24 protein-coding genes and 4 riboswitches are annotated in these 26,824 nt (G+C 49.8%); of the genes, 7 read left to right on the top strand and 17 right to left on the bottom strand.

What is annotated here, in order from left to right:
• Window positions 1-120: 120 nt before the first annotated feature.
• From nrdF to gcvH, 11 genes are all read right to left on the bottom strand, one after another.
• Window positions 121-1,122, bottom strand: coding sequence for a class 1b ribonucleoside-diphosphate reductase subunit beta (gene nrdF / locus JSQ80_RS24320; RefSeq protein ID WP_206097050.1), 1,002 nt, complete (start codon window positions 1,120-1,122; stop codon window positions 121-123).
• 83 nt (window positions 1,123-1,205) lie between these two features.
• Entirely contained in the window at window positions 1,206-3,299 is a 2,094-nt protein-coding gene (nrdE, locus tag JSQ80_RS24315; protein ID WP_206097730.1) for a class 1b ribonucleoside-diphosphate reductase subunit alpha, read from the bottom strand.
• Complete coding sequence (gene nrdI / locus JSQ80_RS24310) at window positions 3,271-3,651, bottom strand: class Ib ribonucleoside-diphosphate reductase assembly flavoprotein NrdI (RefSeq protein ID WP_206097049.1); 381 nt, start codon at window positions 3,649-3,651, stop codon at window positions 3,271-3,273. Before nrdI ends, nrdE begins: the two co-directional genes overlap by 29 nt.
• Window positions 3,652-3,823: 172 nt before the next feature.
• A riboswitch (cobalamin riboswitch) is annotated at window positions 3,824-4,022 on the bottom strand.
• A 439-nt stretch (window positions 4,023-4,461) separates the two neighbouring features.
• Window positions 4,462-4,857 (bottom strand): (2Fe-2S) ferredoxin domain-containing protein, encoded by a 396-nt coding sequence (locus tag JSQ80_RS24305; RefSeq protein WP_206097048.1) that lies wholly within the window; start codon window positions 4,855-4,857, stop codon window positions 4,462-4,464.
• 118 nt (window positions 4,858-4,975) lie between these two features.
• Entirely contained in the window at window positions 4,976-6,496 is a 1,521-nt protein-coding gene (locus JSQ80_RS24300) for a sensor histidine kinase (protein ID WP_206097047.1), read from the bottom strand.
• Window positions 6,493-7,176: a response regulator transcription factor gene (locus JSQ80_RS24295; RefSeq protein WP_206097046.1), complete on the bottom strand. Its 684-nt coding sequence runs from the start codon at window positions 7,174-7,176 to the stop codon at window positions 6,493-6,495. The genes JSQ80_RS24300 and JSQ80_RS24295 overlap by 4 nt, the downstream gene beginning before the upstream one ends.
• 328 nt (window positions 7,177-7,504) lie before the next feature.
• Window positions 7,505-7,816, bottom strand: a complete 312-nt coding sequence (locus JSQ80_RS24290; protein ID WP_206097045.1) for a hypothetical protein — start codon at window positions 7,814-7,816, stop codon at window positions 7,505-7,507.
• A 137-nt stretch (window positions 7,817-7,953) separates the two neighbouring features.
• Complete coding sequence (locus JSQ80_RS24285; RefSeq protein ID WP_206097044.1) at window positions 7,954-8,169, bottom strand: hypothetical protein; 216 nt, start codon at window positions 8,167-8,169, stop codon at window positions 7,954-7,956.
• 14 nt (window positions 8,170-8,183) lie between these two features.
• Window positions 8,184-8,648, bottom strand: a complete 465-nt coding sequence (locus JSQ80_RS24280; protein ID WP_206097729.1) for an aminoacyl-tRNA deacylase — start codon at window positions 8,646-8,648, stop codon at window positions 8,184-8,186.
• A gap of 65 nt (window positions 8,649-8,713) precedes the next feature.
• Window positions 8,714-9,268 (bottom strand): GNAT family N-acetyltransferase, encoded by a 555-nt coding sequence (locus tag JSQ80_RS24275; protein ID WP_206097043.1) that lies wholly within the window; start codon window positions 9,266-9,268, stop codon window positions 8,714-8,716.
• A 142-nt stretch (window positions 9,269-9,410) separates the two neighbouring features.
• Complete coding sequence (gcvH, locus tag JSQ80_RS24270; RefSeq protein WP_206097042.1) at window positions 9,411-9,800, bottom strand: glycine cleavage system protein GcvH; 390 nt, start codon at window positions 9,798-9,800, stop codon at window positions 9,411-9,413.
• Window positions 9,801-9,986: 186 nt separating this feature from the next.
• Window positions 9,987-10,100, bottom strand: a riboswitch (glycine riboswitch).
• 163 nt (window positions 10,101-10,263) lie between these two features.
• Window positions 10,264-10,358, top strand: a riboswitch (glycine riboswitch).
• Window positions 10,359-10,501, top strand: a riboswitch (glycine riboswitch). It abuts the riboswitch before it with no gap.
• A gap of 91 nt (window positions 10,502-10,592) precedes the next feature.
• On the opposite strand from gcvH, the gene gcvT reads away from it, so the two are divergent.
• Genes gcvT through gcvPB form a run of 3 tightly spaced genes read left to right on the top strand, consistent with a single transcriptional unit; the run spans window position 10,593 to window position 14,524 of the window.
• A complete protein-coding gene (gene gcvT, locus JSQ80_RS24265) occupies window positions 10,593-11,696 on the top strand; it encodes a glycine cleavage system aminomethyltransferase GcvT (protein WP_206097041.1) in 1,104 nt (367 codons plus the stop codon).
• A gap of 21 nt (window positions 11,697-11,717) precedes the next feature.
• The gene (gcvPA, locus tag JSQ80_RS24260; protein WP_206097040.1) at window positions 11,718-13,070 is read left to right on the top strand and encodes an aminomethyl-transferring glycine dehydrogenase subunit GcvPA; all 1,353 of its coding nucleotides are present in this window, start codon (window positions 11,718-11,720) and stop codon (window positions 13,068-13,070) included.
• A complete protein-coding gene (gcvPB, locus tag JSQ80_RS24255) occupies window positions 13,067-14,524 on the top strand; it encodes an aminomethyl-transferring glycine dehydrogenase subunit GcvPB (protein WP_206097039.1) in 1,458 nt (485 codons plus the stop codon). The genes gcvPA and gcvPB overlap by 4 nt, the downstream gene beginning before the upstream one ends.
• A gap of 225 nt (window positions 14,525-14,749) precedes the next feature.
• On the opposite strand, the gene JSQ80_RS24250 is transcribed toward gcvPB, so the two are convergent.
• The 4 genes from JSQ80_RS24250 to JSQ80_RS24235 all read right to left on the bottom strand — a co-directional run bounded on the left by JSQ80_RS24250 (window position 14,750) and on the right by JSQ80_RS24235 (window position 18,961).
• A complete protein-coding gene (locus JSQ80_RS24250; RefSeq protein ID WP_206097038.1) occupies window positions 14,750-15,655 on the bottom strand; it encodes a GNAT family N-acetyltransferase in 906 nt (301 codons plus the stop codon).
• A 151-nt stretch (window positions 15,656-15,806) separates the two neighbouring features.
• A complete protein-coding gene (locus JSQ80_RS24245) occupies window positions 15,807-17,426 on the bottom strand; it encodes a PASTA domain-containing protein (protein WP_206097037.1) in 1,620 nt (539 codons plus the stop codon).
• Between the two features lie 121 nt (window positions 17,427-17,547).
• Window positions 17,548-18,648 carry an NAD(P)H-dependent flavin oxidoreductase gene (locus tag JSQ80_RS24240; protein WP_272491152.1) on the bottom strand — a complete coding sequence of 367 codons (1,101 nt, stop codon included), beginning with the start codon at window positions 18,646-18,648 and terminating at the stop codon, window positions 17,548-17,550.
• A gap of 13 nt (window positions 18,649-18,661) precedes the next feature.
• On the bottom strand, window positions 18,662-18,961 hold the full coding sequence (locus JSQ80_RS24235; protein ID WP_206097036.1) for a hypothetical protein: 300 nt from the start codon (window positions 18,959-18,961) through the stop codon (window positions 18,662-18,664).
• 410 nt (window positions 18,962-19,371) lie between these two features.
• On the opposite strand from JSQ80_RS24235, the gene JSQ80_RS24230 reads away from it, so the two are divergent.
• The 3 genes from JSQ80_RS24230 to JSQ80_RS24220 are packed head-to-tail and all read left to right on the top strand — an operon-like array spanning window position 19,372 to window position 21,738.
• The gene (locus JSQ80_RS24230; protein ID WP_206097035.1) at window positions 19,372-19,626 is read left to right on the top strand and encodes a FeoA family protein; all 255 of its coding nucleotides are present in this window, start codon (window positions 19,372-19,374) and stop codon (window positions 19,624-19,626) included.
• Complete coding sequence (locus JSQ80_RS24225; protein WP_206097034.1) at window positions 19,623-20,354, top strand: FeoB small GTPase domain-containing protein; 732 nt, start codon at window positions 19,623-19,625, stop codon at window positions 20,352-20,354. The genes JSQ80_RS24230 and JSQ80_RS24225 overlap by 4 nt, the downstream gene beginning before the upstream one ends.
• The gene (locus tag JSQ80_RS24220) at window positions 20,332-21,738 is read left to right on the top strand and encodes a nucleoside recognition domain-containing protein (protein ID WP_206097033.1); all 1,407 of its coding nucleotides are present in this window, start codon (window positions 20,332-20,334) and stop codon (window positions 21,736-21,738) included. Before JSQ80_RS24225 ends, JSQ80_RS24220 begins: the two co-directional genes overlap by 23 nt.
• Window positions 21,739-22,457: 719 nt before the next feature.
• Here the strand turns inward: JSQ80_RS24220 and dhaK are convergent.
• Both dhaK and JSQ80_RS24210 read right to left on the bottom strand, forming a co-directional pair.
• The gene (gene dhaK / locus JSQ80_RS24215) at window positions 22,458-24,218 is read right to left on the bottom strand and encodes a dihydroxyacetone kinase subunit DhaK (RefSeq protein WP_206097032.1); all 1,761 of its coding nucleotides are present in this window, start codon (window positions 24,216-24,218) and stop codon (window positions 22,458-22,460) included.
• Window positions 24,219-24,220: 2 nt separating this feature from the next.
• Window positions 24,221-25,354, bottom strand: a complete 1,134-nt coding sequence (locus tag JSQ80_RS24210) for a glycerol dehydrogenase (RefSeq protein ID WP_206097031.1) — start codon at window positions 25,352-25,354, stop codon at window positions 24,221-24,223.
• Between the two features lie 198 nt (window positions 25,355-25,552).
• On the opposite strand from JSQ80_RS24210, the gene JSQ80_RS24205 reads away from it, so the two are divergent.
• Window positions 25,553-26,569, top strand: coding sequence for a PocR ligand-binding domain-containing protein (locus tag JSQ80_RS24205; protein ID WP_206097030.1), 1,017 nt, complete (start codon window positions 25,553-25,555; stop codon window positions 26,567-26,569).
• The last annotated feature ends 255 nt before the right edge of the window (window positions 26,570-26,824 follow it).

The raw sequence follows: 26,824 nt of genomic DNA, 5'->3' as shown, positions 1-26,824 counted from the left end.
GCCTCTACCAAATAGGATTTACTTACATGGACATTGTACTGGATCCATCCCCGCTTGTATAGGTGCTCCGCAACACAAAAATCCTCCGTATGAGGGAGGATTTTTGTGCTTGCTGTATGACTAGATTCCGAGCTTATTCGACTCCAGCACACGGCGATTCAGAAGATCAAAATCTTCATCATGCAATGGCTCGACCTTGCCCTTCTGATAGCCTTGTCCCTTCGTGGAGAAGAAATCGTGCGTCGTCGTCTGGGTTCTGATCCCGTTCAGAACGACCGGGTTGACCTCTTCCTCTTCGAATACAGGCTCAAGCCCAAGGTTCATCAAAGCTTTGTTCGCATTGTAACGAATGTACTTCTTGACCTCATGGGTCAATCCGATCGGATCATAGAGCTTCTCGGTATACTCGAGTTCATTTTTATACAGGTCGTTCAACAAATCTTGCACAAAGCGGGCAGCCGCTGCTTGCTCTTCACCGCTCAATTGCTGGAATACTTCCTGAGCCAGCAAGCCGACAAAGACGCCATGTACGCTCTCGTCCCGCACGATGAGCTTAATAATCTCGCCGCTCGCCACCATTTTTCCCTGGCCTGCCAAATATAACGGATAGAAGAAGCCCGAATAGAACAAGAAGCTTTCCAGAAATACCGAAGCGACCATCGCCTGATAGAGGCTCAGGTTGCCGCCGTCTTGTATATTTTTGTAGTACGAATCGATTCTGGAAGTTTTGTACTGCAAATGCTTGTCTTCCTTCACCCATTCGAACGTATCGTTAATCATCTCCGAGCTGGCTACCGTCGTAAAGATCGTGCTGTAGCTTTTGGCATGGATCTCTTCCATGGCCGCTTGGAAAATAAGGATTGCCTTCTTCTGCTTGTCAGCTACGTGCTGCGCAATCATCGGCATGCCGACGTTTCCTTGCTCCGTATCAAGCAGCGTCAATCCGCCCAATACTCGCATAAAAGTCAGCTTTTCGTTCTGGCTTAGCTTTACCCAAGATTTCAAGTCCTTCGAAATCGGAATTTCGGTATCCAACCAGAACTGCGAGGTGTTCTGGGTCCACAGGAGCTCGGTATAGTCGGCTTCCGGAGCATTCCAATTCACCGCTTCAAACTTATTCATCAATATGTCCTCCTTCTAACGACACCACTGGCACAATCAAAGCAGTTCATCATTCATGATGCATATCTGCGCATTTTCCGTGCTTAGACGACGCAGCTTACGCATTCGTCGATTGTTCTTTTTCTCGTACGCGTATAATAGAGTGTCTTTAACCCTTTCTTCTGGGCATAAATGTAATACATAGCCAAATCTCTCGTCGTCAAATCGTCTTTGACGTACAAGATAGTCGATATCGCTTGATCGATATGAACTTGCACCTCTGCAACCAGATCGATTAGGTTGAACATATCCATATCATAAGCTTCTTTGTAATAGAAGAAGTTGTCCTCATTCAAGAACGGCATCGGATATATCGTTTTGGAATCCCCATATTCGCGTTCCTCGATCTTCTGCGTAATCGGCGCGATCGAAGCGGTTGACGATTGCAGATAAGATATCGACCCCGTCGGCGCAATCGCCAAGCGGTAAGCATGGTAGACGCCGTATTGAGCCACTTGCTCCTTCAGCTTCACCCAATCATCGTGAGTCGGGATGTCCATGCCTTCGAACAAGGCAGCCACTTTTTCCGTCCGCGGCGAATAGTCCGTGTTGAGGTACCGCTCGAAATAAGATCCATTCGCATATTCGCTCTTTTCGAAATCCTTAAATGTCACGCCTCGCTCCTTCGCAATCAGCATCGACCGCTCCAGCGAGTAGAAGTTGAGCATCATGAAGAAGGTGCGCACGAAATCGATGGCTTCCTTCGATTCATAAGCGATTTTGTTCAAAGCGAGAAAACCGTGCAGGTTCATAGCCCCAAGCCCAACGGAATGCAATTCGCGATTCGCCTTCGCTACAGAAGGGACAATCGAAATGTCGCTGCGGTCGCTCACCTCGGTCAACGCGTCCAGCGCACGATGAACCGTCTCCTTCATCCGTTTGTTCTGCATCACGTTAACGATGTTAAGCGAGCCTAAGTTACAGGAAATATCGCGATTGATTACATCCGCTTCACCGTAATCATTGATCGTGGATACTTCGCTTAACTGCGCAATTTCGCTGCACAGGTTGGAAAATTTAACGCGGCCGATTTCTTTCAGCGCATGATATTCATTGGCGTTATCGACGAACATCAGGTATGGATAACCGGATTCCATCTGGATTTGAGCTATCTTAATGATCAAATCGCGGGCAACGACCCGTTTCTTGCGGACGTTCGGGTTGTTGACGAGCTCATCGTACATAGCGGTGATGTCCATATCGTCCAGATGCATTCCGTACTCTTTGTATACCGTATGAGGGTAGAAGAGATACATATCTTTGTCTTTCTCTACCAATTCGAAAAATTTATTCGGAGCTACGACGCCAAGCGACAGCGTTTTGATACGGATTTTTTCGTCGCTGTTAATCTTTTTCGTATCCAAAAATTCGTGAATGTCGGCATGGAAAATGTTTAAGTACACGACCCCGCTGCCATCGCGTTGGCCCAATTGATTCGCATAGGAGAAGCAATCTTCAAACAATTTCATTACCGGCAGCACACCGCTCGCTTTGCCGTCCAAGCCTTTGATCTGTTCGTCGGCTGCGCGGATTTTGCTCAAGCTCAAGCTTACGCCTCCGCCGATTTTACTTAATTGCAGAGCCGAATTAATGGCGAATCCGATCGAATTCATCGAATCGTCGATCTCGAGCAAGAAGCAGCTAACCAATTCACCGCGCCGCTTTTTCCCGGCATTCAAGAAGGTCGGCGTCGCCGGCTGGTATTCCTGCGAAATAAAGAGATCCGCGTACTCCATCGACTTTTTCATGTCGCCGTTGCCTAGGAAGAGGGACACGACCGCAATGCGATCTTCGTAACGCTCCAAAAACTTCGTTCCGTCATTCGTTTTCATAGCGTAGTTGTTGTAGAACTTAAAAGCGCTCATAAACGAAGGAAATCTAAACTTCTTCTGATACACCATCTCGTACAACTTCTTGACTTCAGCAAAACTATATTTATCGAACAGCTCCTGTTCGTAGTAGTCATGCTCAATGAGATAATCGATTTTTTCTCTCAAATCGTGAAAGAAGACCGTGTTTTGATTGACATAATCGACAAAATAGCTTCTAGCCGCCTCACGATCTTTTTCAAACTGATACTTTCCATCCTTTAGCACCATAATTTCATTGTTAAGCTGAATCCAATTTGATAGTTGCATCGACAATTTCGTTTACCTCCTGTTTAAAACGCTCCACATCTTTATTTGTTCCGCTCAGCTCGAATTTCATCAATACGGGAACTGAGTACATTTCAGAAATACGGTCCGCTGCCTTGCCATAAAGTTCGCCCCAATTCATATTACCACTGGAGACCACCCCTTGCAGCATGTGGCCATTATTCTCCAAAAATTTCAAAGTCGATTGAGGCGCTTGTCCGAATCCAGTCGAATAGGTAATCAAGACGAATGGTTCATCGACAGTCAACCCTTCAGCGACTTGAATGCAATCGAGATCAAGCTTTTTGACGAAGCGCTTCACGTTTCCGGTCTTTGAGTCAAATACGATACGCATCCGAGACCCTCCATTGCTAGAAGCATTGTAATCATGATTCTGTCATTTTTTTTATAGAAAAAGCCCATCTAATCTGGTAGATGAGCGTAAAACGACAGCAAAAAAGTACAGCGCTTGTTGCTTCACCAAGCACTCTGCAGCGTGTCGTTCCCGCTTCTCATCCCCCGAAGATGCGAAACTAAGCAAATAGGCAGGTCTCCTGACTTGTGTGTCATCCTACTGCGGGCCCTTCCCGTATTAGCGACTCTCAGACATCCATAATACAGTGGCAACGCCCATCTCGTCCACACTTACAGTTGCGGGGACAGTTCCGGAATTGCACCGGATTCCCTTTTAAGTCCAACCAGACACCTTATTTACTCTATGATATTCAGGTAAACAATCCATATTTAGTATGTACTCTCTTAATCAAACACTAAATATAGGCTCTTATCGTAGTCTACACATTTTTCTGCGAAGAAGCAAGATATTTGACAAACATTAATTAATAAATAATTGGGCTATTAAAAATCGTAGAAAGAGTATGGCGGCAATATGCGTACCAACACTTACGCATATGTTTCGTTTCCGCCAAACTGGGCATCGCATAGACATTAGCGCCAGTATTCAGAGTTTTTCGAGCAAGAGCGGATGATGATACGACTTTATAGCCGTTGTTACCCCTTCCCCCTCCTACCTTTCACCTATTTTTTTGTGCTGACGCATGAAATAAGCAGGACGATCGCCGCTTGATCGCCCTGCTTCAACAGCATAACCGCCTATTCTATTTTTAAGCTAACGGTCTAATCTCTCACCTGTATTGCGAATCACTCACTTATTCCAATATCTCAATAGCAACGCAAGCGTGCTGCTGAAATCCCAAAAATCCAATATGACCGGCGGGTACGGAAATTCATCCTCGTCATCCTCCGCTCGTTCACTGCTCCGTCCCGCCATGAGCCGCTGCAAAATCTCTATGGCCGTCTCCGGCGTTACCTGGTGATAGAAGGCTCCTTCGGGCTCTATCCTGACGGCGCACCCTTGAATATTTGTTCGTGAACAAGGTATTGCCTGCACCCTTACTTCGTGGATGCAACCAAGTTTATATGCTTCTTGTATTAGGGCATGCTTGACCTGCTGGCTGCTCCTTCTGCTCGAGCCATTCTTTCCGTAATAGATGAACACGGAATGAAACATCGAAGGAAGCACTGGTAATTTATGGCTCATCTCGATTCCTCCTCATTGAGAAATATTATCATTCTCAATGAAAGAGGTCTACCCTTGTACGGATTACATTAACCAATACAAGGATTGTTTCTATATTTCGCGCATCGTCCCGGTCATATTAACGGGAGGTTATTGGAAGCACAATCATAAACGCAGCCCCTTTGCCTGCCTGGCTCTCCACGTGTATAGTCCCGCCATGAGATTCCACAATCGATTTCGAAATGGACAGCCCTAGCCCCGCCCCGCCGTTCTTCCGCGTACGGGAATAATCTTTCCGGTAGAATCGATCGAATACATACGAGATATGCTTCGCGTCGATGCCGATCCCGTTATCCTTGACCATGAGCTGTACCGCATCACTTGTCCGCTTAAGCTCCAGCGTAATGATCCCCGTGTCCGGTTCCGTGTGCTGCACGGCATTGTAGAATAGATTGAGTATGACCTGTTTCATCTTATCGCTATCGAATCGGCATACCGCAGGATCGGATAGTTCCAATTCAACATGACGGCTGCCGGCCAATAAACGCAGCTGCGGCTCCATGTCCTGAATCAGCTTGTCCAGTCTGCCTTCCGACAGAGCAATGTCAGGCGTCCGATCAAGCTTGGCGAGCAGCAGCAGATCCCGCACCAGATGATTAAGCCGCTCTGATTCCCCATACATGCTGTGCAGGGCTTTCTCCAGCTGCTCTGGCTGCTGGGAAGCCCCGCGAAGCAGCACCTCCAAGAAGCCATGGATAGAGGTCAACGGAGTGCGAAGCTCGTGCGACGCATCCGCCACGAATTGACGCATTTGTTCTTTTGCTTCCTTCTCTGCTTCGAATGACGCGCGAAGCCGCTCCAGCATCCGATTGAACGATATCGCAAGCCGATCGATTTCTTGTTGGCCTTGATTCGTGCTGAACCGTTCGTCCAGATTGCCAGCATTGACGTTTTCCACGGCGTGAACCATGTTCGACAGCGGATGCAGCGTTCTTTTTAACACAGGCAGGAACGTCAATAATCCAGCCAGCAGCGCAAATATGGCCAGCACGATAAAAATAAGCAGCTGCCGCCCCAGCTCCTCCTTCATCGGCCCCGTCCGGGCGCTAATCTGCACAATTCCCTTAACCGATCCGCTTAGCTGAATGGGATGCAGCACCACTATCTGCTCCTCGCCGTCCGCATTGCTGACCACTTCATACTCGGTCCCGTCCCGCCGCAAGGCGGGATTCGATTGCAGCACGCTATTGTACGTTTCGTCCGGCAGACGCGGAGCCGCTCCCGCGCTCTTCCATTCCGACAGAACGGAATAGGCGCCGTTCTTATCGATGAACGCGATTGTGACTCCAGGCATAAACACGACGGGAGGCGGTCCTCCATCCTGACTCCGGACGCGGACTGCCTTCCAGCCGCTGCGGTACCCGTTATTCTGGACAGGCACGCCAGCCTGCCGCCACGCCTCCGGAGGGATGGACAAGGCCTGGTTCCGTAGACTTTCCGCCTTGTTATGGTACGTAAACTGACGCATGAATACATATTGGAACAGGCCGATCAGAACGAGCAAAACGGCCAAAATAAGCAGCGATCTCGACAACAGCTGCCAACGCAATGAGCCGAACAGTTGACGCCTCCTGCCTCCACTCTTGCTTAAGCGAATCATGGCAGGTCCACCCGATATCCGACGCCCCGCAGCGTTCGAATCAAGCAATGCTCGCGATCATGCAACTTGTCGCGCAGCGAACGGACATAGACTTCCACGATATTCTCGTCGCCGCCGAAGTCGTACCCCCACACTTTATCCAAAATAACCGACTTGCTCAGCACAAGCCCGTGATTGCTCAGCATAAACTTTAACAGCTCATACTCGGTTGGCGAGAGCTCCAGCACACGCTTGTCCATGCTGATTTCCTTGCGTCGGTCATCGATGCGGAACGGTCCGTGATTGACTTCGCCTACAAGATGCGGGAATTGGTTCCGGATTCTCGCGTGAATGCGAGCCAATAGCTCCGCAAAGCTAAATGGCTTTACCATGTAATCGTCCGCTCCAAGCGTAAGCCCCCTGATGCGATCGTCGACTTCATCGCGGGCGGTCAGCATAATGACCGCCACTTGATCCATCTTCTTGAGCATTGCGCATACTTCAAAGCCATCCATCCCTGGCATCATGACATCCAAGATGACGACATGGGGTTGAAATTCTTTCATCAACGTTATGGCCGCGATCCCGTCTTGACTCGTCTTCACATCAAAACCTTCATTCACAAGCCCGAGCTCCAGAAACTGCAATATATTGGGTTCATCATCCACAAGCAATATTTTAATTCCCTTTAACTGATGCATAGGTATCCCCCGCCCCCGATATCTAGTGGCACCATTATATAATACCCACATGAAAAGAACCTGAACGCAAGCTGAAAACAGCCTGAACAACAGAATGAGTCGATCCAATGGGTCCTGCCCGATCACCTATGACACCCCCTTCACCGATCACGAATCCATAACGAAAAGGCCTCTCCTCTAACGGAAAGGCCTATAAAAATGGAGGAGATGTATGTAATCATTATATGCTTCCATATCCGGTTGCATAACATCCCTGCCCTCAAGGCTATGAAAAAGGCTTGCTCTTGGCCGAGCCGTATCCCGCTTCCTATCCCAAATGAACTTTGGTTTAGTTTCGTCTATAGGAGGAGATAAAGCAACACCACCACACGATGGTGTACAGATAGCCACACACCACAAAAATTGCCCATGATGAGCCTTGGAACAACTGGTTAACCAAATATTCCAGTTCCGTCATGCCTTCGCTTCTGCCAAGCGAATTCAAGAAAAAAACGGCGAACCCGGTAATGAGAACGCCGACATGAATCCATGACATCAGCGTTAATAGCTTTCTGAATAAACTGTACACGCTTGCCGCCAAACTGATGCCTAAAATGGTATAGCACAGCGCCCATACCCAAGCTGCATTCGTAGCCCACATTAGCCCCGTCCTCCTTTTTGTCCAATGTTCACTTCAATGAATCATTTTTACCACTATGTAAGTTGTTACAATGTCTTGTCAGGTTCGATTCTTTCGAGCAGAGTGTACGGCTTTGTTGCCCGTGCTCGTATGGAATGTTATTCCGAATTCACGCTTTCAATAGCCGCGAAGAAAACATCCAGAAGCTCTTTATCGAACTCGCTTCTTACATATTCTCCGATCTGAACCAATTCAGCCTCCGTTCCATACTCCAGAACCGGGCGCCCTTCGCACTTCAACACGGTGCAGTTGAACTTCTCTTTTACTTGCTCGATGACAACATCCTGAGCCACCGGCGTCACTATTCCTTTCACAGCATTCTCTCCCTTTATTTTCTTATTCTAAGTATCTTTCCAATATTCACATTTAACATTTCTTCGACTTCGATGCGAACTAATGAGTTAGGAGACCCGCCGCCAGTATAGATGAATTCCATCTCGGTTACTTTCGGATCGATCAAAAACAATGCATCGTATCCAAAGGAAGGCACTCCTCCTGCAGGATAACCCGTTCTTTCCAACACTTCCGCCTCTTCTGCCAATCTCGGTCTATCGATACCGAGCGCTTTGCCAACTCTCGAAGTGCTTGCCCGATCCTCTCCATGCACAATCGCAACAATCAATCTGCCCTCGTTGTCTATCATGCAAATGTTTTTGACGAATTGGTCTTCCGATCCGTTTACAGCAATAGCGGCTTCTTTCACCGAGTGGCAAGACTGCGCCAACACCAAATGCTCGGCTTTCAGTTGCTGCGACGCAATAAACTCAATCATTTTTTGTTCAAATCGGTTCATCATTCATTTCCTTTCCTTAGCTGAGTCTGATACATAATTGCGCTACGGCATGTGCATTAATGCAATTATAACAATTTTTTCTTCATAAATAGAGCAACTTCTCCAGCTTCAACATCATGATTGGTGTAAAATGATAAGTCTACCCCTTCAATCTCGAATCCACAGCTCTGATAAAAGCGGATTGCAGGAGCATTGGTATTTTGCGTTTCTAATGTTATCGCTCTACATCCGTTCTCTCTTGCAACCTCTTCAAGCTTGCTCATAAGTTTTTTTCCGTATGATTTTCGTTTGTGATGTTCTGCAACTTGAAAATGCCATATTAACAACGTATTATTCCAATCCTGAGGTTCAGTGATGGCTATGGCTGCTGGTTCATTTCCGACATAAAGCGCCAGTGAATATCCTAAGCTTACTAACTTGCTATAACGCTCGTGATCGTCTTCCTCGTTCATTTCTTTCTTCTTATATGGCGTGTCTAAATGTTTTAAGCTTATGTTGATCGTAACCTTGTTCAATGTCTCTTCTTTGCTTACTTCAAATTTTTGGTCAGAGATATAGCCAAATTCCCCAACCAATTGCATCTCTGCACGCGAATATGCGCGTAATTGTTTTATCTCCATCGTTGGTTTCCCCTTTGTCTCTTTACCCCATATGATTCCGGAGTCAAGGCTCTATATCCTTTTTTGAAAATGCAAAAACACCCCCCGCTGCCCGCATTGCGCGATTCCCGGGAGGTGCCGCTTGCTATCTCACTGCTTGCGCTTAGTCGATAAATTGCTGATATTTCTCCGCGCTTAACAAATGCTTGAGCGCCTCTTCCATGCTGCCTTCGATCTCGAGCTCGACAATCCATCCGCCCTCGTAAGGCTCGCTGTTCACCTTTTCCGGCGCATCCTCCAGCTCCGTATTCACCTTCGTAATCGTTCCGCTTACAGGACAGTACAGCTCCGAGACCGTCTTTACCGATTCAATCGAACCCATGCTGTCGCCGGCGGAGATCGTGGAACCGATTTCAGGAAATTCAATAAATACGATATCACCCAGTTGAGCCTGCGCATGATCGGAAATTCCGATGCGTATGGTGCGGTCATCGACGACGAAAGCCCATTCATGTTCTTCGCTGTACCGTAAATTCTCTTTTACTTCACTCATGCTAACGCCTCATTTCTTCATCATAATTGTAGTTGTCCAGGTTGGTACGCATGTAAAAAAAAGGACAAGAAAAGGCCCTTGTCGCCCTCTTCTCTGTCCTCGGTACCTGAGAGTTTGTGCCCAATCCCGCCGCCATGGACACGATCGAATTTACCCCTTGGGTGGCTAATGCGCTCTCCAGAGCTGCGTCCGATGACGGTACGTGTACCTGAGAGATTAATTGCCAATCGGCAGGTTGGCAGCTTGCTCCTTCGGTGCCGGCACAGAAAACGCGTGTCGGTCTCTCCCGGCCATCTTCATCCGCGTTGTATGAATTTAACAAGGATGCATTTAACATCTATAGCGTAGTTCAGCCATCGATTTATGTCAATATTTCGGACAACATTTTTTCAACCCGCAAAAAATGGATTGACAATGTGTGGAAGCATCTAGTAATAATGTAGGTATACAACTGTACACGCGAATGATGGTAAGGGGAGAGATTACCGCTAGCAGGTAACGCCGAAGGAGTAAGCCTATATGGGTGAATCTCTCAGGCAAAAGGACTTTTACCGGACGCATCTCTGGAGAGAACTCTTTTAAAGGTTGTTCAATAAGTCCCTTTTGAGCACTTGCTTTAAGAGTCACCCAAGGGGAAACTCGCAACATTCGCATGCGCGAATGCGAGGTAACTCTCAGGTACCAAGGACAGAGCGGAAGGAATACAGTAGGCGTATGCATGCTGATTACTTCTGCCTGTCTTTTTTATTTTTCCATTAAATACCCAACTAATAAGGCGATCGAGGTGAAGTCATGTCACAGTTAAAAAGAACACCGATATTCCCGTTATACGCCGACTATCCCGGCGCCCGCTGCATCGACTTCGGCGGATGGGAACTGCCGGTGCAATTCAGCGGCATTCAGAAGGAACACGAAGCCGTACGCACACAGGCAGGCTTGTTCGACGTCTCCCATATGGGCGAATTTATGGTAAGCGGTTCATCGGCAGAAGCCTTTCTGCAGCACATGGCGACGAACGATGTCACCCGTCTCGTCGACGGAAAAGCGCAATATTCCCTCTTATGCAATCCGAACGGAGGCGTCGTCGACGATATTCTTATCTACCGGCTGGCTGCAGACCGTTATATGCTGGTGGTCAACGCTTCCAACATTGACAAGGATTTTGCGTGGCTGCAGGCTCATCTCCCTGCCGATGTCGTCTTGGAGAATGTCTCAGACAGCACCGCGTTGCTCGCGCTGCAAGGTCCTAATGCGCACACGATCGCAGCTCATGTTACGGATGCGCCGCTAGCCGTATTGAAGCCTTTTCAATTTGTGACGGACGCCGTTGTCTGCGGCGTGCGCGCCTTGATTTCCCGGACCGGCTACACCGGTGAAGACGGATTTGAGCTGTACGTATCCGCTGAAGACGCGCCTCGCGTATGGATAGAGCTAATGAAAGCAGGCGAAGCGCACGGGCTTATACCGGCCGGCTTGGGCGCGCGTGACACGCTGCGGTTCGAAGCAAAGCTTCCTCTGTACGGACAGGAAATATCGGCCGGCATCTCGCCGCTTGAAGCTGGACTTGGCTTCTTCGTCAAGCTGGATAAGGGCGATTTCATCGGCCGCGAAGCGCTCGCAAGCCAGAAGGCTGACGGGCCTCGCCGCAAGCTCGTCGGAATCGAAATGATTGACAAGGGCATTCCGCGTTCCCATTATCCCGTATTAGCCGAAGGGAACCCCATTGGCGAAGTGACGACGGGAACGCAGTCCCCCACACTCAAGCGCAATCTGGGTCTCGCCTTGATTGATGCCGCTTACAGTGAACTGGATACGGAAGTAATGGTCGAAATTCGCGGGAAGCAGCTGAAGGCGCGTGTCATCAAAGCCCCATTCTACAAGAGAACGACGAACTAAACAGAAGGAGCGAATCCAACTATGAAGCATCGCTATATCCCGATGACCACCCAGGATCAAGCGGACATGATGAAGGTCATCGGCATCTCCTCCATCGAGGATCTATTTCAAGATATCCCTGCTTCCGTTCGCTATCCGGGCGTATTGCCAATGTCCGAGGCGCTCGATGAAGCAGCCCTGCTGAAGCATATGAAGGAATTGGCGGATAAGAACGCCGACTTTGAACGCTATACCAGCTTCTTGGGCGCCGGGCTCTACGATCATCATGTGCCCGTCGTCATCAATCATGTGGTATCCCGTTCCGAATTTTATACGGCGTACACCCCTTATCAGCCTGAAATCAGCCAAGGCGAGCTGCAGGCCATCTTCGAGTTTCAATCGTACATTTGCGAGCTGACCGGCATGGCCGTGGCCAATGCCAGCATGTACGACGGGGCGACCGCTCTGGCAGAAGCAGGCGCGCTGGCCAGCGGAGCGACGAAGCGCAAGCAGCTGATCATCTCGCGCGCCGTTCATCCGGAAGCCCGCCAAATCGTGCGTACGACGGCGCGCGGTCTGAATCTGGACGTCGTGGAGGTCGATTACAAGAACGGCGCTACCGATCTAGAGAAGCTGGAAGCGCTTGTATCGGACAACACCGCAGCCGTTATCGTCCAATCGCCGAACTTCTTCGGCTGCATTGAAGATTTGCGCGCCATCGAGCCAATCGTTCACGGCAAGAAAGGATTGCTCGTCGTCAGCACCAACCCGATCACCTTGGGGCTGCTGGAAGCTCCGGGCAAGCTGGGCGCGGATGTCGTGGTCGGCGATGCGCAGCCGTTCGGCATCTCCGCTTCGCTCGGCGGACCGACATGCGGCTTCTTCGCAGTCGCGGAACCGCTCATGCGGCGGATGCCGGGACGGATTGTCGGACAGACGAAGGATATCGACGGCAAACGCGGGTTCGTCTTGACGCTGCAGGCCCGCGAGCAGCACATCCGGCGCGAGAAGGCGACGTCCAACATTTGCTCCAACCAGGCGCTGCTTGCGCTGTGCGCATCCGTTTATTTGTCGACGATGGGCAAGACGGGAATCCGGGAAGTCGCGAACTTGAACGTGCAGAAGGCTCATTACGCCGCTGGCGTATTCGCACGGCAATCCGGGCTGGCGCTCGCTTTCGACACGCCATTCTTCAATGAGTTCGTCGTCAAGCTGCCTGATGGCGTCAATATGGATGATATTCAGACAAAGCTGCTTGATAACGGCTATATCGGCGGATACGATCTGGGCAAGGCTTACCCTGAGCTGGAAGGCCATATGCTCGTCGCCGTTACGGAACGAAGAACGAAATCCGAAATCGATCAATTTGCGAACCGATTGGAGGCATGTCTATGAAACCGGACAAAAAGCTCATCTTCGAACTCAGCAAACCCGGACGTGTCGCCTATTCTTTGCCTGAGCTCGATGTTCCCGAGACCGCTCTCGACGAACTGATTCCCGGCGCTATGCTCCGCAGCCAGCCTGCCGAGCTGCCCGAAGTGTACGAAGTCGATGTAATCCGCCACTACACGGAGCTTTCGCGCCGCAATTTCGGCATCGACAACGGCTTCTATCCGCTTGGCTCCTGCACGATGAAGTACAATCCGAAAATCAACGAAGATGTAGCCCGCTTCACCGGCTTCGCGAAGATTCACCCGTATCAGCCGGAACAGAGCATTCAGGGCGCATTGGAGCTGTTATATACGCTGCAGAACGATCTCGCCGCATTGACGGGCATGGACCAAGTGACCCTTCAACCTGCGGCCGGCGCCCATGGCGAATGGACGGGCTTGATGATGATCCGCGCCTACCACGAGAGCCGTGGCGAGACCCGGACGAAGGTTATCGTGCCGGATTCCTCGCACGGCACGAACCCAGCCAGCGCATCGGTGGCCGGTCTCGAGACGATCACGATCCAATCGGACGACAAGGGACTGGTCGATCTGGAAGCGCTCCGTGCCGTCGTCGGTCCCGATACGGCCGCGCTCATGCTGACGAATCCGAGCACGCTTGGCTTATTCGAAGAGCATATCGTCGAGATTGCCGAGATCGTCCATGAGGCAGGCGGCCTTATTTACTATGACGGCGCGAACTCGAACGCGATTATGGGCATTACCCGTCCGGGAGACATGGGCTTCGACGTCGTGCACTTGAACTTGCACAAGACGATGAGCACTCCGCATGGCGGCGGCGGTCCGGGCGCTGGACCTGTCGGCGTGAAGAGCAAGCTCATTCCATTCCTGCCGAAGCCGATCGTAGCCAAAAAGGAGGATGGATCGTATGAATTAAACTACGACAGACCCGAATCCATTGGCCGTGTCAAAGCTTACTACGGCAACTTCGGCATTCTCGTGCGCGCTTATGCGTATATCCGCACTTATGGGCCGGAAGGACTGCGCCAAGTGTCTGAATGCGCCGTGCTCAATGCGAACTATATGATGCACCGCTTGGCGCCGTATTACGAAATCCCGTACCCTGGCGTGTGCAAACACGAGTTCGTCATGTCAGGCAGAGGGCTGAAGCAATACGGCGTCCGTACGCTGGATGTCGCCAAGCGTTTGCTCGACTTCGGCTTCCATCCGCCTACCATTTACTTCCCGCTGAACGTCGAGGAATGCATGATGATCGAGCCGACCGAGACGGAAAGCAAGGAAACGCTCGACTCATTCATCGATACGATGATACAAATCGCGCAGGAAGCGGAACAGAATCCGGAGCTGCTGCTCAACGCGCCGCACAATACAGACGTAAGAAGACTGGATGAGACGCAAGCCGCGCGCAAGCCGGTCTTGAATTGCGCATGTAATTAATAAAAAAGAAGCTGCCCCTTGCGTTGGAAGGTGAACTTCCTCCCGTCAAGCGGACAGCGCTAAAAAAGCCTCAATTAAGCAACCTTAGTTCGGTATTGTGCCGTGCTAAGGTTGCTTCGTTTCTTTTGACATCGTTCATTGTTATCGGTAAGCCGTGAACACCGTTCATCAGAAGCGCCTGGCTCCGTTACAATTGACGACAACGCTTCGGTTGCGATGGAGTAATTATCCATCCGTATCACCCTCTTTACTTGAATGCAGCTCGATACGGTAATGCGAAAGGACGCGTATCGGGGCAAAGCCGGCTTTTTTGTACAGATGAATCGCCTTCTCATTGTGCATATCGACGCATAATGCTATTTCTTGAAGTCCCTTGTCCTTAAACAGAAATTGCAAGGCATATCTCAGCAGCGCAGCCCCTGTGCCCTGGTGGCGGTATTCCGGTGAGACCGCGATGAATTCGATATTCCCTTCCTGGAATTCCGGATTGGCCTCTACATAGACATATCCTTGCAGTTGCCCCTCCGCTGTCGCGCATACGAACAATCTATGATCAGAATTACGTCTGTTCAGGATGGTGCGTCCGTCAAAATAAGCCGATGGGAAGCAATTCTGATGAAGCCGGATAAATGGTTCGTGCATATCGGCTTGAATCTCTTGAATAGTAACCGCAGCTGCAAATTGATCGTCCAGCAGAGAGGGCTTGGCTAGAAGAATGAGGTGTTCTCCTCTCTTCTGTCCCCCGATGCGGCTTATGAATTCGGCGGCATGCAGATGATTCACATCATAAAATCCCGATATCGCGTCTGTCTGCTCCTTCACCACAGTTGCCGATTGACGCCACAGCTCGGCAGCCACGTCCAGCCAAGCATCGGATCGTATAAACGGCCCCCACATTTCCGCTGTCCGTTCCTCTGTATCAATATCGAATCCGAGCGTGCCAATCATCTCGCCATCTTGGCACGCTTCCCAAAATGCCTCGCCGATGTGCTCAAAAGTTTCCTGCAAGGCGGATTCGATTTCTTCCTTCTCTGTCCCGCAATATCCCACATGATGTGTCTCTTCCTGATTGAGATCCGCAATGAATTCAGCTAACTCGGCAACCTTGCCGCTGGGACGTATCGTAATCAATTCAACCTATCCTTCCGTGTTCAACATGATAGTTTGCCTTGATTCTAATGGATTTCATCCATTACTCTATTGTGCTTTGCATAAAGAAAAAAGGGACCGGACTGCAATCTATCGTCTTAACAGAGGCAGTCAGTCCCTCTTCACCACTTATTTACTTTTTCTCACGGCTGATATAGAACTTGACTCGATCGCCCTTCTTCGCCGCCGCGCCCGCTTCAGGCTCTTGCTTGAACACTTGGCCCGGCGGTTGCTCCTCGCTGTTCTCGAGGACGAAGCTATATCGAAGGCCAGCCGCGAGCGCCGCTTGCTCCGCTTCTTCCTTCGTCAGGCCGACCAGACTTGGCACTTGGCCTTCCGCAATCGGCTGCCCCGAGGAGTCCGCCGGCGTGCCTGGCTCTCCTTCTGGCGTTGTTCCTGGCGTCGCCGTTCCCGGTTCAGTCTCAGGAGCCGTTCCTGGCGTCGCGTCCGGATTCGCTTCCGAGCCTGCGCCCGAGTCTGTGCCTGTACCCGTTCCTGAACCGGTATCCGCATCCGAACCGGAATTCGTGTCCGGATTCGTATCGGTTGTCTGGCCGCCGGAATTCGTCCCGGAAGACGAATCGGTCGATTGGCCGCCATTTTGCGATCCGCTACTGTCCGAGGACGTTCTATCGTCAGCAGATGTATCAGGCTGCTTCGAGCTGCCGCTATCTTCGTTGCGATTAGGTTGGCCTTCATCGGACGGTGTGTCCGCAGCATTGTCCCCATTCGCAGCGGGAGCGGACTCCGAATTCTCGTTCGTCTCTGCTGGAGGATTGTTATCCGTTACAGCAGCCGTTTCATTTGACTTCGAAATGGAATTGGCCCAAAGCACGGCGCCGCCGAGTACGCAGACGAAGACCGCTGCGCAGGCAATGACGAGCAGCATTTTGCTGCGCCCGACTTTGTCCGAACCCGAGTCTGCATCCGCAAACGGACTGCCGGCCTCTTCTTCCGCCTCATAGTCGTCGTAATCATCGTCCTCTGTCTCGTCATCCTCCCGTCGACTCAAGACAGGTTCCGCTGCCGCTGAAGCCGGCTGCATCCGTGACAAAACAGGGCCATTCGGCTGGTCCATGATTTCGCGCAAACTCACCATAAAAGAGAACATGGACGAGTCCCCCGAATATACGCGGCGGACGAGGCCGAGAACCGCTTCCTTCTGGGCTGGCGCCAGATCCTTCAAGGCTGCCGTCAAACGGGTCTCATACGTATCATAGTTCGCCGGAACGCTCAGATGCAGGGTGCTTAATTGATACATTAAATAACACAAGCCCATCGTCCCGAATTGACCCGGTTCGGCTTCCGTCCAATAGTTCATAATCATAATCTGATTGTCATCGGTAATCCACAAGTTCTCGACTGTAATCGGGAACCGGCTAATCTGTTCTTCCATGGCATCCTGGATGCTTTTGCCCAATTCATAGACCATGGATAGCATCTTCTGCGAGCTTAATGCATGGTGCTGGATATATCGCACAAGCGGCATTCCCGTATAAGCAGAGAATACGACGAAGAAATTTTGTCCTGATGTTCCCGCATTAAGCATATGGAAGAAACGATTATTCGAGAAATGAGACACCTTGCCGAAAGCGCGTTTGCTTTCTTCGGCTTTTCCCGTACCCGTATTTTCGACAAGATAAATAAATACATCTCTCTTCAAGGACAAATCTATCGCTTCATATAAGACTCCGTCTGCTAAATGTAGAATGACCTTGCAAAGTTCATATCTTTCCCCAATGTAAGCACTCATTCTCTTGCTCCTTCACGATTCATTCATCGTTGTTAATAAATTATCTCTTTTGTCATTATGAAGGATATGAGTTGATTTTGCAAAGAATACAACAATCATCAAACATTTTCATAAATCTTCCTTATTTCATCTGTTGTACAACCTCTTGCCAACGATCAACCACCTTCTCGACCACATCTGCCGCGGTTGTCCGCCGGCTTAGTCTGGCTGCTTGACCTGCCCATAGCGACAAGTATTCGGGATTGGATTGCCTTGCTGCCGCCTGTCGGATAACTCTTGTCAACTGATTCATAATCGGATATGGCGGAACATGCTCGGCATGCGGCTGCAGCTGACGGATAAAGCCATTCACGATGCCTCTTGCGGGTTTGCCCGAGAACGTCCGCGTCACGGTGGTGCTGCATTCATCACAAGATAGAACCGCTGCTTTATAAGCCTCATGAGCACCGCTCTCTTCACAGGCAAGAAACGCGGTTCCCAACTGAACGCCCTGCGCGCCCAACGCCATGGCTGCCGCCATGCCCCGCCCGTCCATAATGCCGCCGGCAGCAATGACGGGCACGGATACATGATCCGCAATGAGCGGCACGAGAGCAATGGTGCCGACTAATGAATCCTCGCAATCACCGTGAAAAGTGCCCCGGTGCCCTCCCGCTTCGCTCCCTTGCGCGACGATGATATCAACGCCAGCCGACTCCAGCATTTGCGCTTCCTTCACATGGGTAGCAGTGCCGATGAGGACGATTCCTTCCCTTTTCAGGAGGTGAATCATTTCCGGCGAAGGAACGCCGAACGTAAAGCTGAACACCGGCACCTTTGCTTGGACAACGACCGACACTTGCTCTGCAAAAGACTGCCGGTAGGCATCGTAATCGAAGCCGGATTCGCTGCCTCCCGCCCCTTGCTCCTCTGCAATCCGCAGCCGTCGCCGAATGGAATCCAGCTGTGTCTGTATAGGCTCCCGCACGTCCTCAATGTCCACCCGCGCTTCCGGAACAAATAAATTTACGGCAAAGGGCTTCTCCGTAAGTGACTTGATTTCTCTAATCGCTTCTTTCATTTGCTCCGGGGACATGTATCCAGCGCCAAGCGTTCCGAGCGCTCCGGCATTGGATACAGCCGCCACAAGCGCCGGTGCCGTTACCCCGCCCGCCATGCCTGCCTGAATGATGGGATATCGTATCTGCAGCCGTTCCGTCAGCTTATTGATAGATTCATCCAAATGAAACGCCTCCTTATTCGATCAACCCTTCTGCCCTGGATTTTTCAAACGCTCTTTGAACTAATGCTTGCAGCTCTTTGAATAGAACCGCATCTGATTTTTTGAAATTAAAACATGATTTTCCTTGCATTCTCTGCTTCAATTGCGCGGATATGCCATCCAACAACGCAGGAAACACATATATAGGAAACAAATGAAAGCTAACATAATTCTTCTTGATTTGGACGGAGCCAAAGAAACCCTCTTCGCTTGGTTTTAACGGATGCTTTTTCGTGTTTACATCATAGGTATCGAGCGTATCCCGCTTGACCACAAGCGATTCCTCATAAGCCTGCAGCAACGGCTTCAGTTGATCAAAAACGTTCTGAAATTCATTCAACTCCCATCAGCTCCTATTCCGACCGCAGAATTTGCGCGTTGTATACATGCATATTGCAGCTGCAGCACGTCTCCAAATAACGATCTTAAATTCGCCATTCCTTCCTTATATTCCTTCTTTCCCTGATCCTCCGAAAGTGCGCTATGAAGGCGCCGTAAGTCTAGCAAAGGCTAGCTAGCGGCGGAAACACAGCTTTTTTTGCCCTAGGGAAATTTTTTGTTGTCATCGAAATATTGTTGACCTATACTAATAAAGTAGCATACACATAACAAACCTTATTATTTTTTAATGATAAAGTTGCCCTCGGGAAACATTTCGCTGCATCGTAAAAGGAGTGACATCAGATGCCATCAACAAGCATACCATTGTCGAATGCCAAGTCAGGAACCCATATAAGGTTGAATCGGATTGAAGTTCAAGGCGTGCTGCGCAGAAGATTGCTGGATCTCGGATTCGTGCCCGGAAATGTCGTCGAAGTGCTGCAGAAAAGTCCGCTCGGCGACCCCATCGCATTTCGGGTTAATAATACAACGATTGCGCTTCGGAAAGAGGAAAGCTCACTCATTTTCGGAGAAATTATCGGAGGTGAAACAGCATGAGCCAATACACCGTTGCCTTGGCCGGCAACCCGAACACGGGCAAGAGCACGTTATTCAACACATTGACCGGATTGCGACAGCATACCGGGAACTGGGCGGGCAAGACGGTAATGATGGCCGAAGGCGAATTCAGTTATGATGACACGACGTTCCGGATGATCGATTTGCCAGGAACGTATTCCCTATACTCCAACTCTACTGATGAAGAGGTTGCGAGAGACTACATTATTTTCGAAAAGCCTGATGTCACTATCGTCGTTCTGGATGCTACCTCGCTCGAACGGAATCTGAATTTGGCGCTTCAAGTTCTCGAAATGACCAATCGCGTTGTGGTCTGTATCAATTTGATCGATGAAGCGAAGCGGCTCGGGGTCCGCATCGACCTGCAGAAGATCGAGCAGCGGCTCGGCGTTCCGACCGTGGCGATTTCCGCCCGGAACCGAATCGGGATCGATAAGCTGCTGAAGCAAGTGAAGTTGATTGCCTCGGGACAAATCAATCCGCGGCCCATTCATATCCAATATAGCGACGATATCGAACGGAAGCTTGCAGAGCTGGAACCATCCATTCGCGAGAATCTCGGCAGCCAATATCCAACGAGATGGATTGCGCTTCGCTTGCTGGATGGAGATGAGAGCTTATTGTCCTCGTTGAAGAAACGGATGACTGAGGAGACTTCGAGCCCCATGAAGGAGGTTGCAAGTTATGGCAGAACCGCTTGCCACTAGTGCGTCAGACCCGCTGGACTCGCTCCTGATCAAGGCCAGAAGCCTTGCCGAGGGAGAGACGGTCCGTGACGGGATAGTGAGCGATATTTACCGGACAACGCGGGACATTTGTTCCGAATCCGTTCATTATGAAGACAAAAAGAAACTGCAGAGCACATATCGCTTGGATAAGATAGTCACTTCGCCGATTTGGGGCTTCCCGATTATGCTGGCTATTCTAGGCGCCGTGTTCTGGATTACGATTGCGGGCGCCAACGTGCCCTCTGAAATGATATTTACACTGTTTGCAATCGTGGAAGGCTATATCACTGCCGGATTTCAGGCGATGCATGCCCCGGATTGGCTCCACGGCGTGCTTGTTCTCGGGTTCTTCCGCGGGACCTCTTGGGTCGTCAGTGTCATGCTGCCTCCAATGGCCATCTTCTTTCCGGTCTTCGCGCTGCTTGAAAATTTCGGATATTTGCCGCGGGTAGCCTTCAATATGGACCGCTTGTTCAAAAAATCGGGCGGACACGGCAAACAAGCATTAACGATGTCGATGGGTTTTGGCTGCAACGCAGCCGCCATATTGTCGACGCGTATTATTGAGTCTCCGCGTGAGCGCATGCTTGCGATACTGACGAACAATTTCGTTCCATGCAACGGCCGGTGGCCGACCTTAATTTTGCTGTCGTCGTTGTTTATGGCTGCCGGAGTAGCCAGCGGCTTGCAAACCTTAGCCACGGCGTCTGTCGTAATGGGCATGGTGATGATCGGCATCGTCGTTACCCTCACCGTATCATGGGTATTATCCAAGACGGCATTGCGCGGCGTTCCGACGCATTATACATTGGAGCTGCCCCCATACCGCCGTCCGCAAATTTGGAAGACGATTCTGCTTTCTTCGAAAGAAAAATCGTTAAATGTATTGATGCGCGCGATTGTCGTTGCGGCTCCAGCCGGGGTAATCACCTGGATTTTAGGCAATGTGTTCGTTGGCGGAGACAGCATTCTTAATCATATGGCTGCCTTCTTCGATCCGTTCGCCCATGCGATCGGACTGGACGGATTCATCATTATGGCCTTTATTCTCGGTCTTCCCGCGAATGAAGTCGTGCTGCCGATATTGTTGATGGGCTATATGTCCTCCGGTGCCATGGTCGATGCCGACGGATTGGATAACATTAAGGAAATCTTCCTGCAGCACGGCTGGACTTGGTTAACGGCGTTAAATATGATGCTGTTCTCCTTGCTTCATTATCCTTGCGGAACGACTTTGTACAACATTTATAAAGAAACGAAAAGCGCTAAATGGACAATCTTGTCCGCAGTCATCCCGTTGGGAATCGCCATTGCGGTTACTTTCGTTACGGCCCAGCTCGTCCAGGCCTTCGGATGGGTATGATCGACATGAAACCGAATGCGCGAATCCGGCTAAAGCGGATTCGCGCATTTTTTTAGCTATTCTAGCAATTTCACTCCGTAATAAAAGACTACTCCATGAAACACCATTTTCATGCGCAGAATGATACATAGCCGAGGCAAGTCCTTTTTATTTTCATAGAATAGAATTGTAGAGAAGTTGCTTCTCTATGAATCTTGAAAATGGAAAGGAGAGAGTTGCAATATGAACCTTCAAGCTATTCTGGATTTGCTCACTCAGAACAGTCAACTCGCCAACCTCAATCTGGGAAATCTCAATCTAGAAAATCTTAATCTGGGAAATCGCCGTAACGATAGACTCATTCTCATCATATTCTTACTCTTGGTCATCTTTAGCGGCGCATTCGACGAAGATACGGACATTATCCTTGTTCTGTTCATTCTCTTGATAATTGTGTTGCGATCCGATGACGATGACCGCCGCGACGATTGCAGATCGAATACTCGGAATGTATCTTCGAGAAACAACCAGCGTCCAAGAGATCCAAGAGAATAATACTCAAAGGTGACAGCTAAGCAATAAGGCAACCCCCCTCTAACGGACAAGTCCCTGTTCCGATCCATGAGATCAGAACAGGGACTATCGTATGTTCTCCGGCATTTTCTAATGACTAACAATTTCTACTGCAGCTCCAAAACCTCATTGGCTCGCTGCGGTAATGATCTGAGCGGGTTCTTCATTTATTCCAAGACTTGAGACAGCTCAGTGAAAATAACACCTAATGCATAGGCTCCGGCGTCCGGATAACCCAGACTTCGCTCTCCAACCGTTCCCGCTCTTCCCATTCTGGCAACAATCGTCTCCGTATGCTTCGCGCCTTGCACTGCAGCTTCAGCCGCTTTCACCGAAGCGGTCTTCAAATCGTCGCCTTCTGCTGCGCTTTGCTCCCATGCATCAGCGAATGGAGCCAGCGCGTCAATTAACGTTTTATCCCCGACTACAGCCCCTCTTCCAAAGGAACGTTCGCCTGTGTCTTGGATGCCTTTGACAACCGCCTTCATCATTCCGGCGAATTCGGTGGCCGTTAATTCAGTTCTGTCACCGGCATATTTGCCGGCAGCCCGAAACGCCGATCCCCAGATCGGTCCGGAAGCACCGCCGCAATGCTCCATAATGATTAAAGAGCAAGCATTCAGGAAATCGCCAATATTTCCCGCATGATGTTCCATGATCTCGTGCCATTCATTCTTCAATTGCTTAAAGCCTTTGGCAACGCTCATGCCAAAGTCGCCATCGCCCGCATGCGAATCCAGTTCGCAGAAAGCAACTTCATTTTCAATAATGATTTCGCTCATCTTGTCGGTGAGATATATCAGATTGTTAACCGAAAATGTATCCCGATTAATCTTGGCATATGCCGGGTCTGTCTCACAACGATAAGAGACGTCTGGATTCGGAGTCCACTCGACTGGCGCTTCTTCAGCACCCAGTGGACTGAACGGCCCGGTAACTTGGAGCGCTGGTGTATCGCAACTAGCCTCCAGGTAATGCTTTAATTGCTCATCCAGTCGAATCACGGACACCGAAGCGCCTGCCATATCGATGCTCGTCATGTAGTTGCCGACGAATACTTTAACGATGGACACGTTATGGTTGCGGATTTCCCGAACAACCGCGTTGGCCAGCACGTACAATTCTTGCAGCGGCGATCCGCCGAATCCGTTGATGAGCACCGCAAGTTCTTGCCCAGAGCTGCCGTTCATGTTCATATCGCGGAACAAATCCGTGACCATTTTCTGCGCCAGTTCATTGGCGGATGCATTCTGTTCTCTGCGAATGCCGGGTTCGCCGTGAATGCCTACGCCGTATTCGATTTCATTATCGTTCAGCTCAAATGTCGGCGTTCCCTTAGCCGGAACGGTGCACGAGGTAAGGGCAAAGCCAATGCTTCTCGTGTTATCTATCGCTTTTTGGGCAATTTCTTTCACTTCGGCTAACTCTTTTCCCTCTTGGGCGGCTGCGCCGGCGATCTTATGAACGAGCACAGTTCCTGCCACGCCTCTTCTGCCGACCGTGTACAGACTGTCTTCTACCGCAATGTCGTCATCCACTTTGACATAGTCAACAACGATTCCGTCTTCCCCTGCCAGATGTGCCGCATTCTTGAAATTCATGATGTCGCCGCTGTAATTTTTAATAATGAGCAGCGTGCCCTTATTACTGGCGGAAGCTTTGATCGCTTGGTAAATTTGAATCTGGGAAGGGGAAGCAAATACGTCTCCGCAGACCGCCACATCCAGCATCCCTTGCCCGACAAATCCGGCATGAGCCGGCTCGTGGCCGCTTCCTCCGCCGCTGATCAAAGTTACCTTGTTTTGATTAAGCTCTCTTTTCTTCATGATCTTATATTTGCTGTTAAACTCCAGCTCAGGATGTGCAAGCACCATGCCGTTGCACATTTCTCTGACCAGCGTCTCCGGCTTATTGATGATCTTTTTCACGATTACTCACCCTTTTGTTTATATTGCTGTCCGATGTGGTCCGCTACCCGAATCGCCGCCACTACCATCTCTTCATTAACCGGGAAAGGCATGGAATGAATCGACTCTTCTGGTATGCAAGCTTTTTGGGCCACATTCCGCAATTCGTCGTTCGTCACACTGGTTACGCCGATATCGGCCAGACACACCGGCAGACCTACAGTCACGCAGAATTGCAAGACTTCATTTATTTCTGCCGTGCTTGCATTTTCCAGAACCAATTGCACCAATGTCGTAAAGGCGACTTTCTCGCCATGATAATACGAATGGGTGCCCTCCAATGATGTCAAGCCATTGTGAATAGCATGCGCAGCTGCCAGACCACCGCTTTCAAAGCCTAAGCCGGACAACAGGATGTTCGTTTCTATAATATTTTCAAGGGCTGGCGTAACCAGGTTCGCATCACAGGATATTTTCGCTTTGGCGCCATCTTCAAGCAATGTCTCATAGCACAGCTTGGCAAGGGCAAGAGCCGCTTTTGTTCCTTTGGCTGGCTTGCCGACGCCCCCATTAGCACCGCATGGCAACCCTGCATTCACATTGGAATAAGAGTTTGCCGTTGCTCTCGCTTCAAAGTAGGTGGACAGCGCATCCCCCATCCCCGCAACCAGGAAGCGCGTAGGCGCATTGGCAATAACCGTCGTATCAATCATGACAACACTTGGGCTTTGTTTGAAGTAAGCGTAGTCGTCAAACTCGCCCTCCGGCGAGTAAAGAACGGCAGAATGGCTTGTCGGCGCATCGGTCGCCGCAATGGTCGGCACGATGATGAGCGCGTCACCCTCCGCTACGCATTTCGCGGTATCAATCGCTTTTCCTCCGCCTAGTCCAATGGTGCAAGAACAGTTATGCTCAATCGCAAGCTGCTGCAATCGCTTTACTTCTTGACGGGAGCACTCCCCATTGAAACCGCTCTCAATTAGTGCGACTCCGTATTTTTCCATTGTATATTCGAGCTTCTGCTTTACACGTTGCACATCATCGGGATGGGCAATCAGAAGAGCCGATTCTCCGAATGTTTTGATGAAATAACCCAGATTGAATAGTTCATCTTCACCTTGTACATATTTTGATGGACTTATAAACGCTTTTCTCATGTGCGTAATCCTCCTCTGTGTTATTGTATCTCCATTATAGTATCGGCCTAGTACAAGATCATTGAACTATTCCTGCAAAATAAAGCGCTATCACGTCGTATTATTTTATCCTAAACCGCGAAAATGGTATTATCTTGTCTTTCTATCCGATTATTATGCTATAATAATGCGAAGCGGACAAAAGGAGAATGGGCCATCGTGAACTCACGTTTTAATTTGGAAGGCATCATAGATATGGAGAAGTGGCAGAAGCTGCAGGACTCACTCTCTTTGGTTACCAAAATGGCCGTTATTACAACTGACTATAAAGGCGTGCCTGTGACGAAGCACAGTCACTGTCAAAGCTTCTGTCAGGCGATTCGCAAAGACGAGGCGCTATCGCAATACTGCCAGAAGTGCGACGCAAGGGGCGGCCTGGAGGCTGTTCGGTTGAACAAGCCCTATATCTATCTTTGCCATTACAATATTGTCGATATCGCCATCCCGATTATTGTTCATAACCAGTATATGGGGGCCATCATGGCGGGACAGGTCAAGCTGCGCGACAATCCGATGGAGCTTGAACAAATTGTCACTCGCCCCTCCAATGCCGATGCCGATAAAAAGTTCCTTAGCTTGGAACAAGATTATACTTCGCTCCCGGTATTGAATTATGACGAAGTCACGACAATCTCGGAGATGCTGTATCATTTGTGCAATTATATCGTGGAAGAAGCGATCAATAAAAATGCAACGATCGATATGTACCGGCAAGCGTTAACGAACAATAAGCCTGTTGTCGATTCTCTTGCCGGGCATTCGTACCGCAGCATTCAATCAATCAAGAACGAATTGGAAAATACACTGATCGACAGTCAAATCAGCAACATGTCGAATCAGCGAAAGATGGCTTCCAATGCTATTCTGCAGCCGGCCTTTGATTATATTTATACACATAAAAGCGAGAATGTGAAATTGGCTGACATAGCCGGGCTTTGCCATGTCAGCCCCAGTTATTTCAGCCGCATTTTTACGAAGGAGACCGGAGAAAACTTTTCTGTGTTCATTCCGCGGTTGAAAATGGAATGGGCCAAGCAAATTTTAGAGACGACCGACCTGTCTATCTCGCAAATAAGCAATGAATTGGGATTTAGCGAGCCTAGCTACTTTATCAAGACATTCAAGAAATTCGAGCGCATAACTCCTGCCCGTTATCGGCAAATTTATCAGCGCTAGCCATGCGCGAAGATCCGTCTGCCAAAGTTCAAATCCAAGGCGGTTCTTTTTTTTATAATTTCAGCGTTGCTTCTTCAGCAACCTGTCCGTATATCCTTCATGCCTCCCCCTCCTTATTGCTGAAAATGATAAGGGACGGTCGTAATCACGACATCTTGCTGTGCACGAATAAAGACGTTCAGTTGGTGTTATTATCTTGATATCGCCTCGGTTTATGCACTTTTGTTCACGTTAGCACGATGCATCACTAATGGG

The sequence above is a fragment of the Paenibacillus apiarius genome (assembly GCF_017052585.1).
Classification (GTDB): Bacteria; Bacillota; Bacilli; order Paenibacillales; family Paenibacillaceae; genus Paenibacillus_B; species Paenibacillus_B apiarius.
Note: the sequence above shows the minus strand (reverse complement) of the source record. Positions and strands in the feature narration are given on the sequence as shown.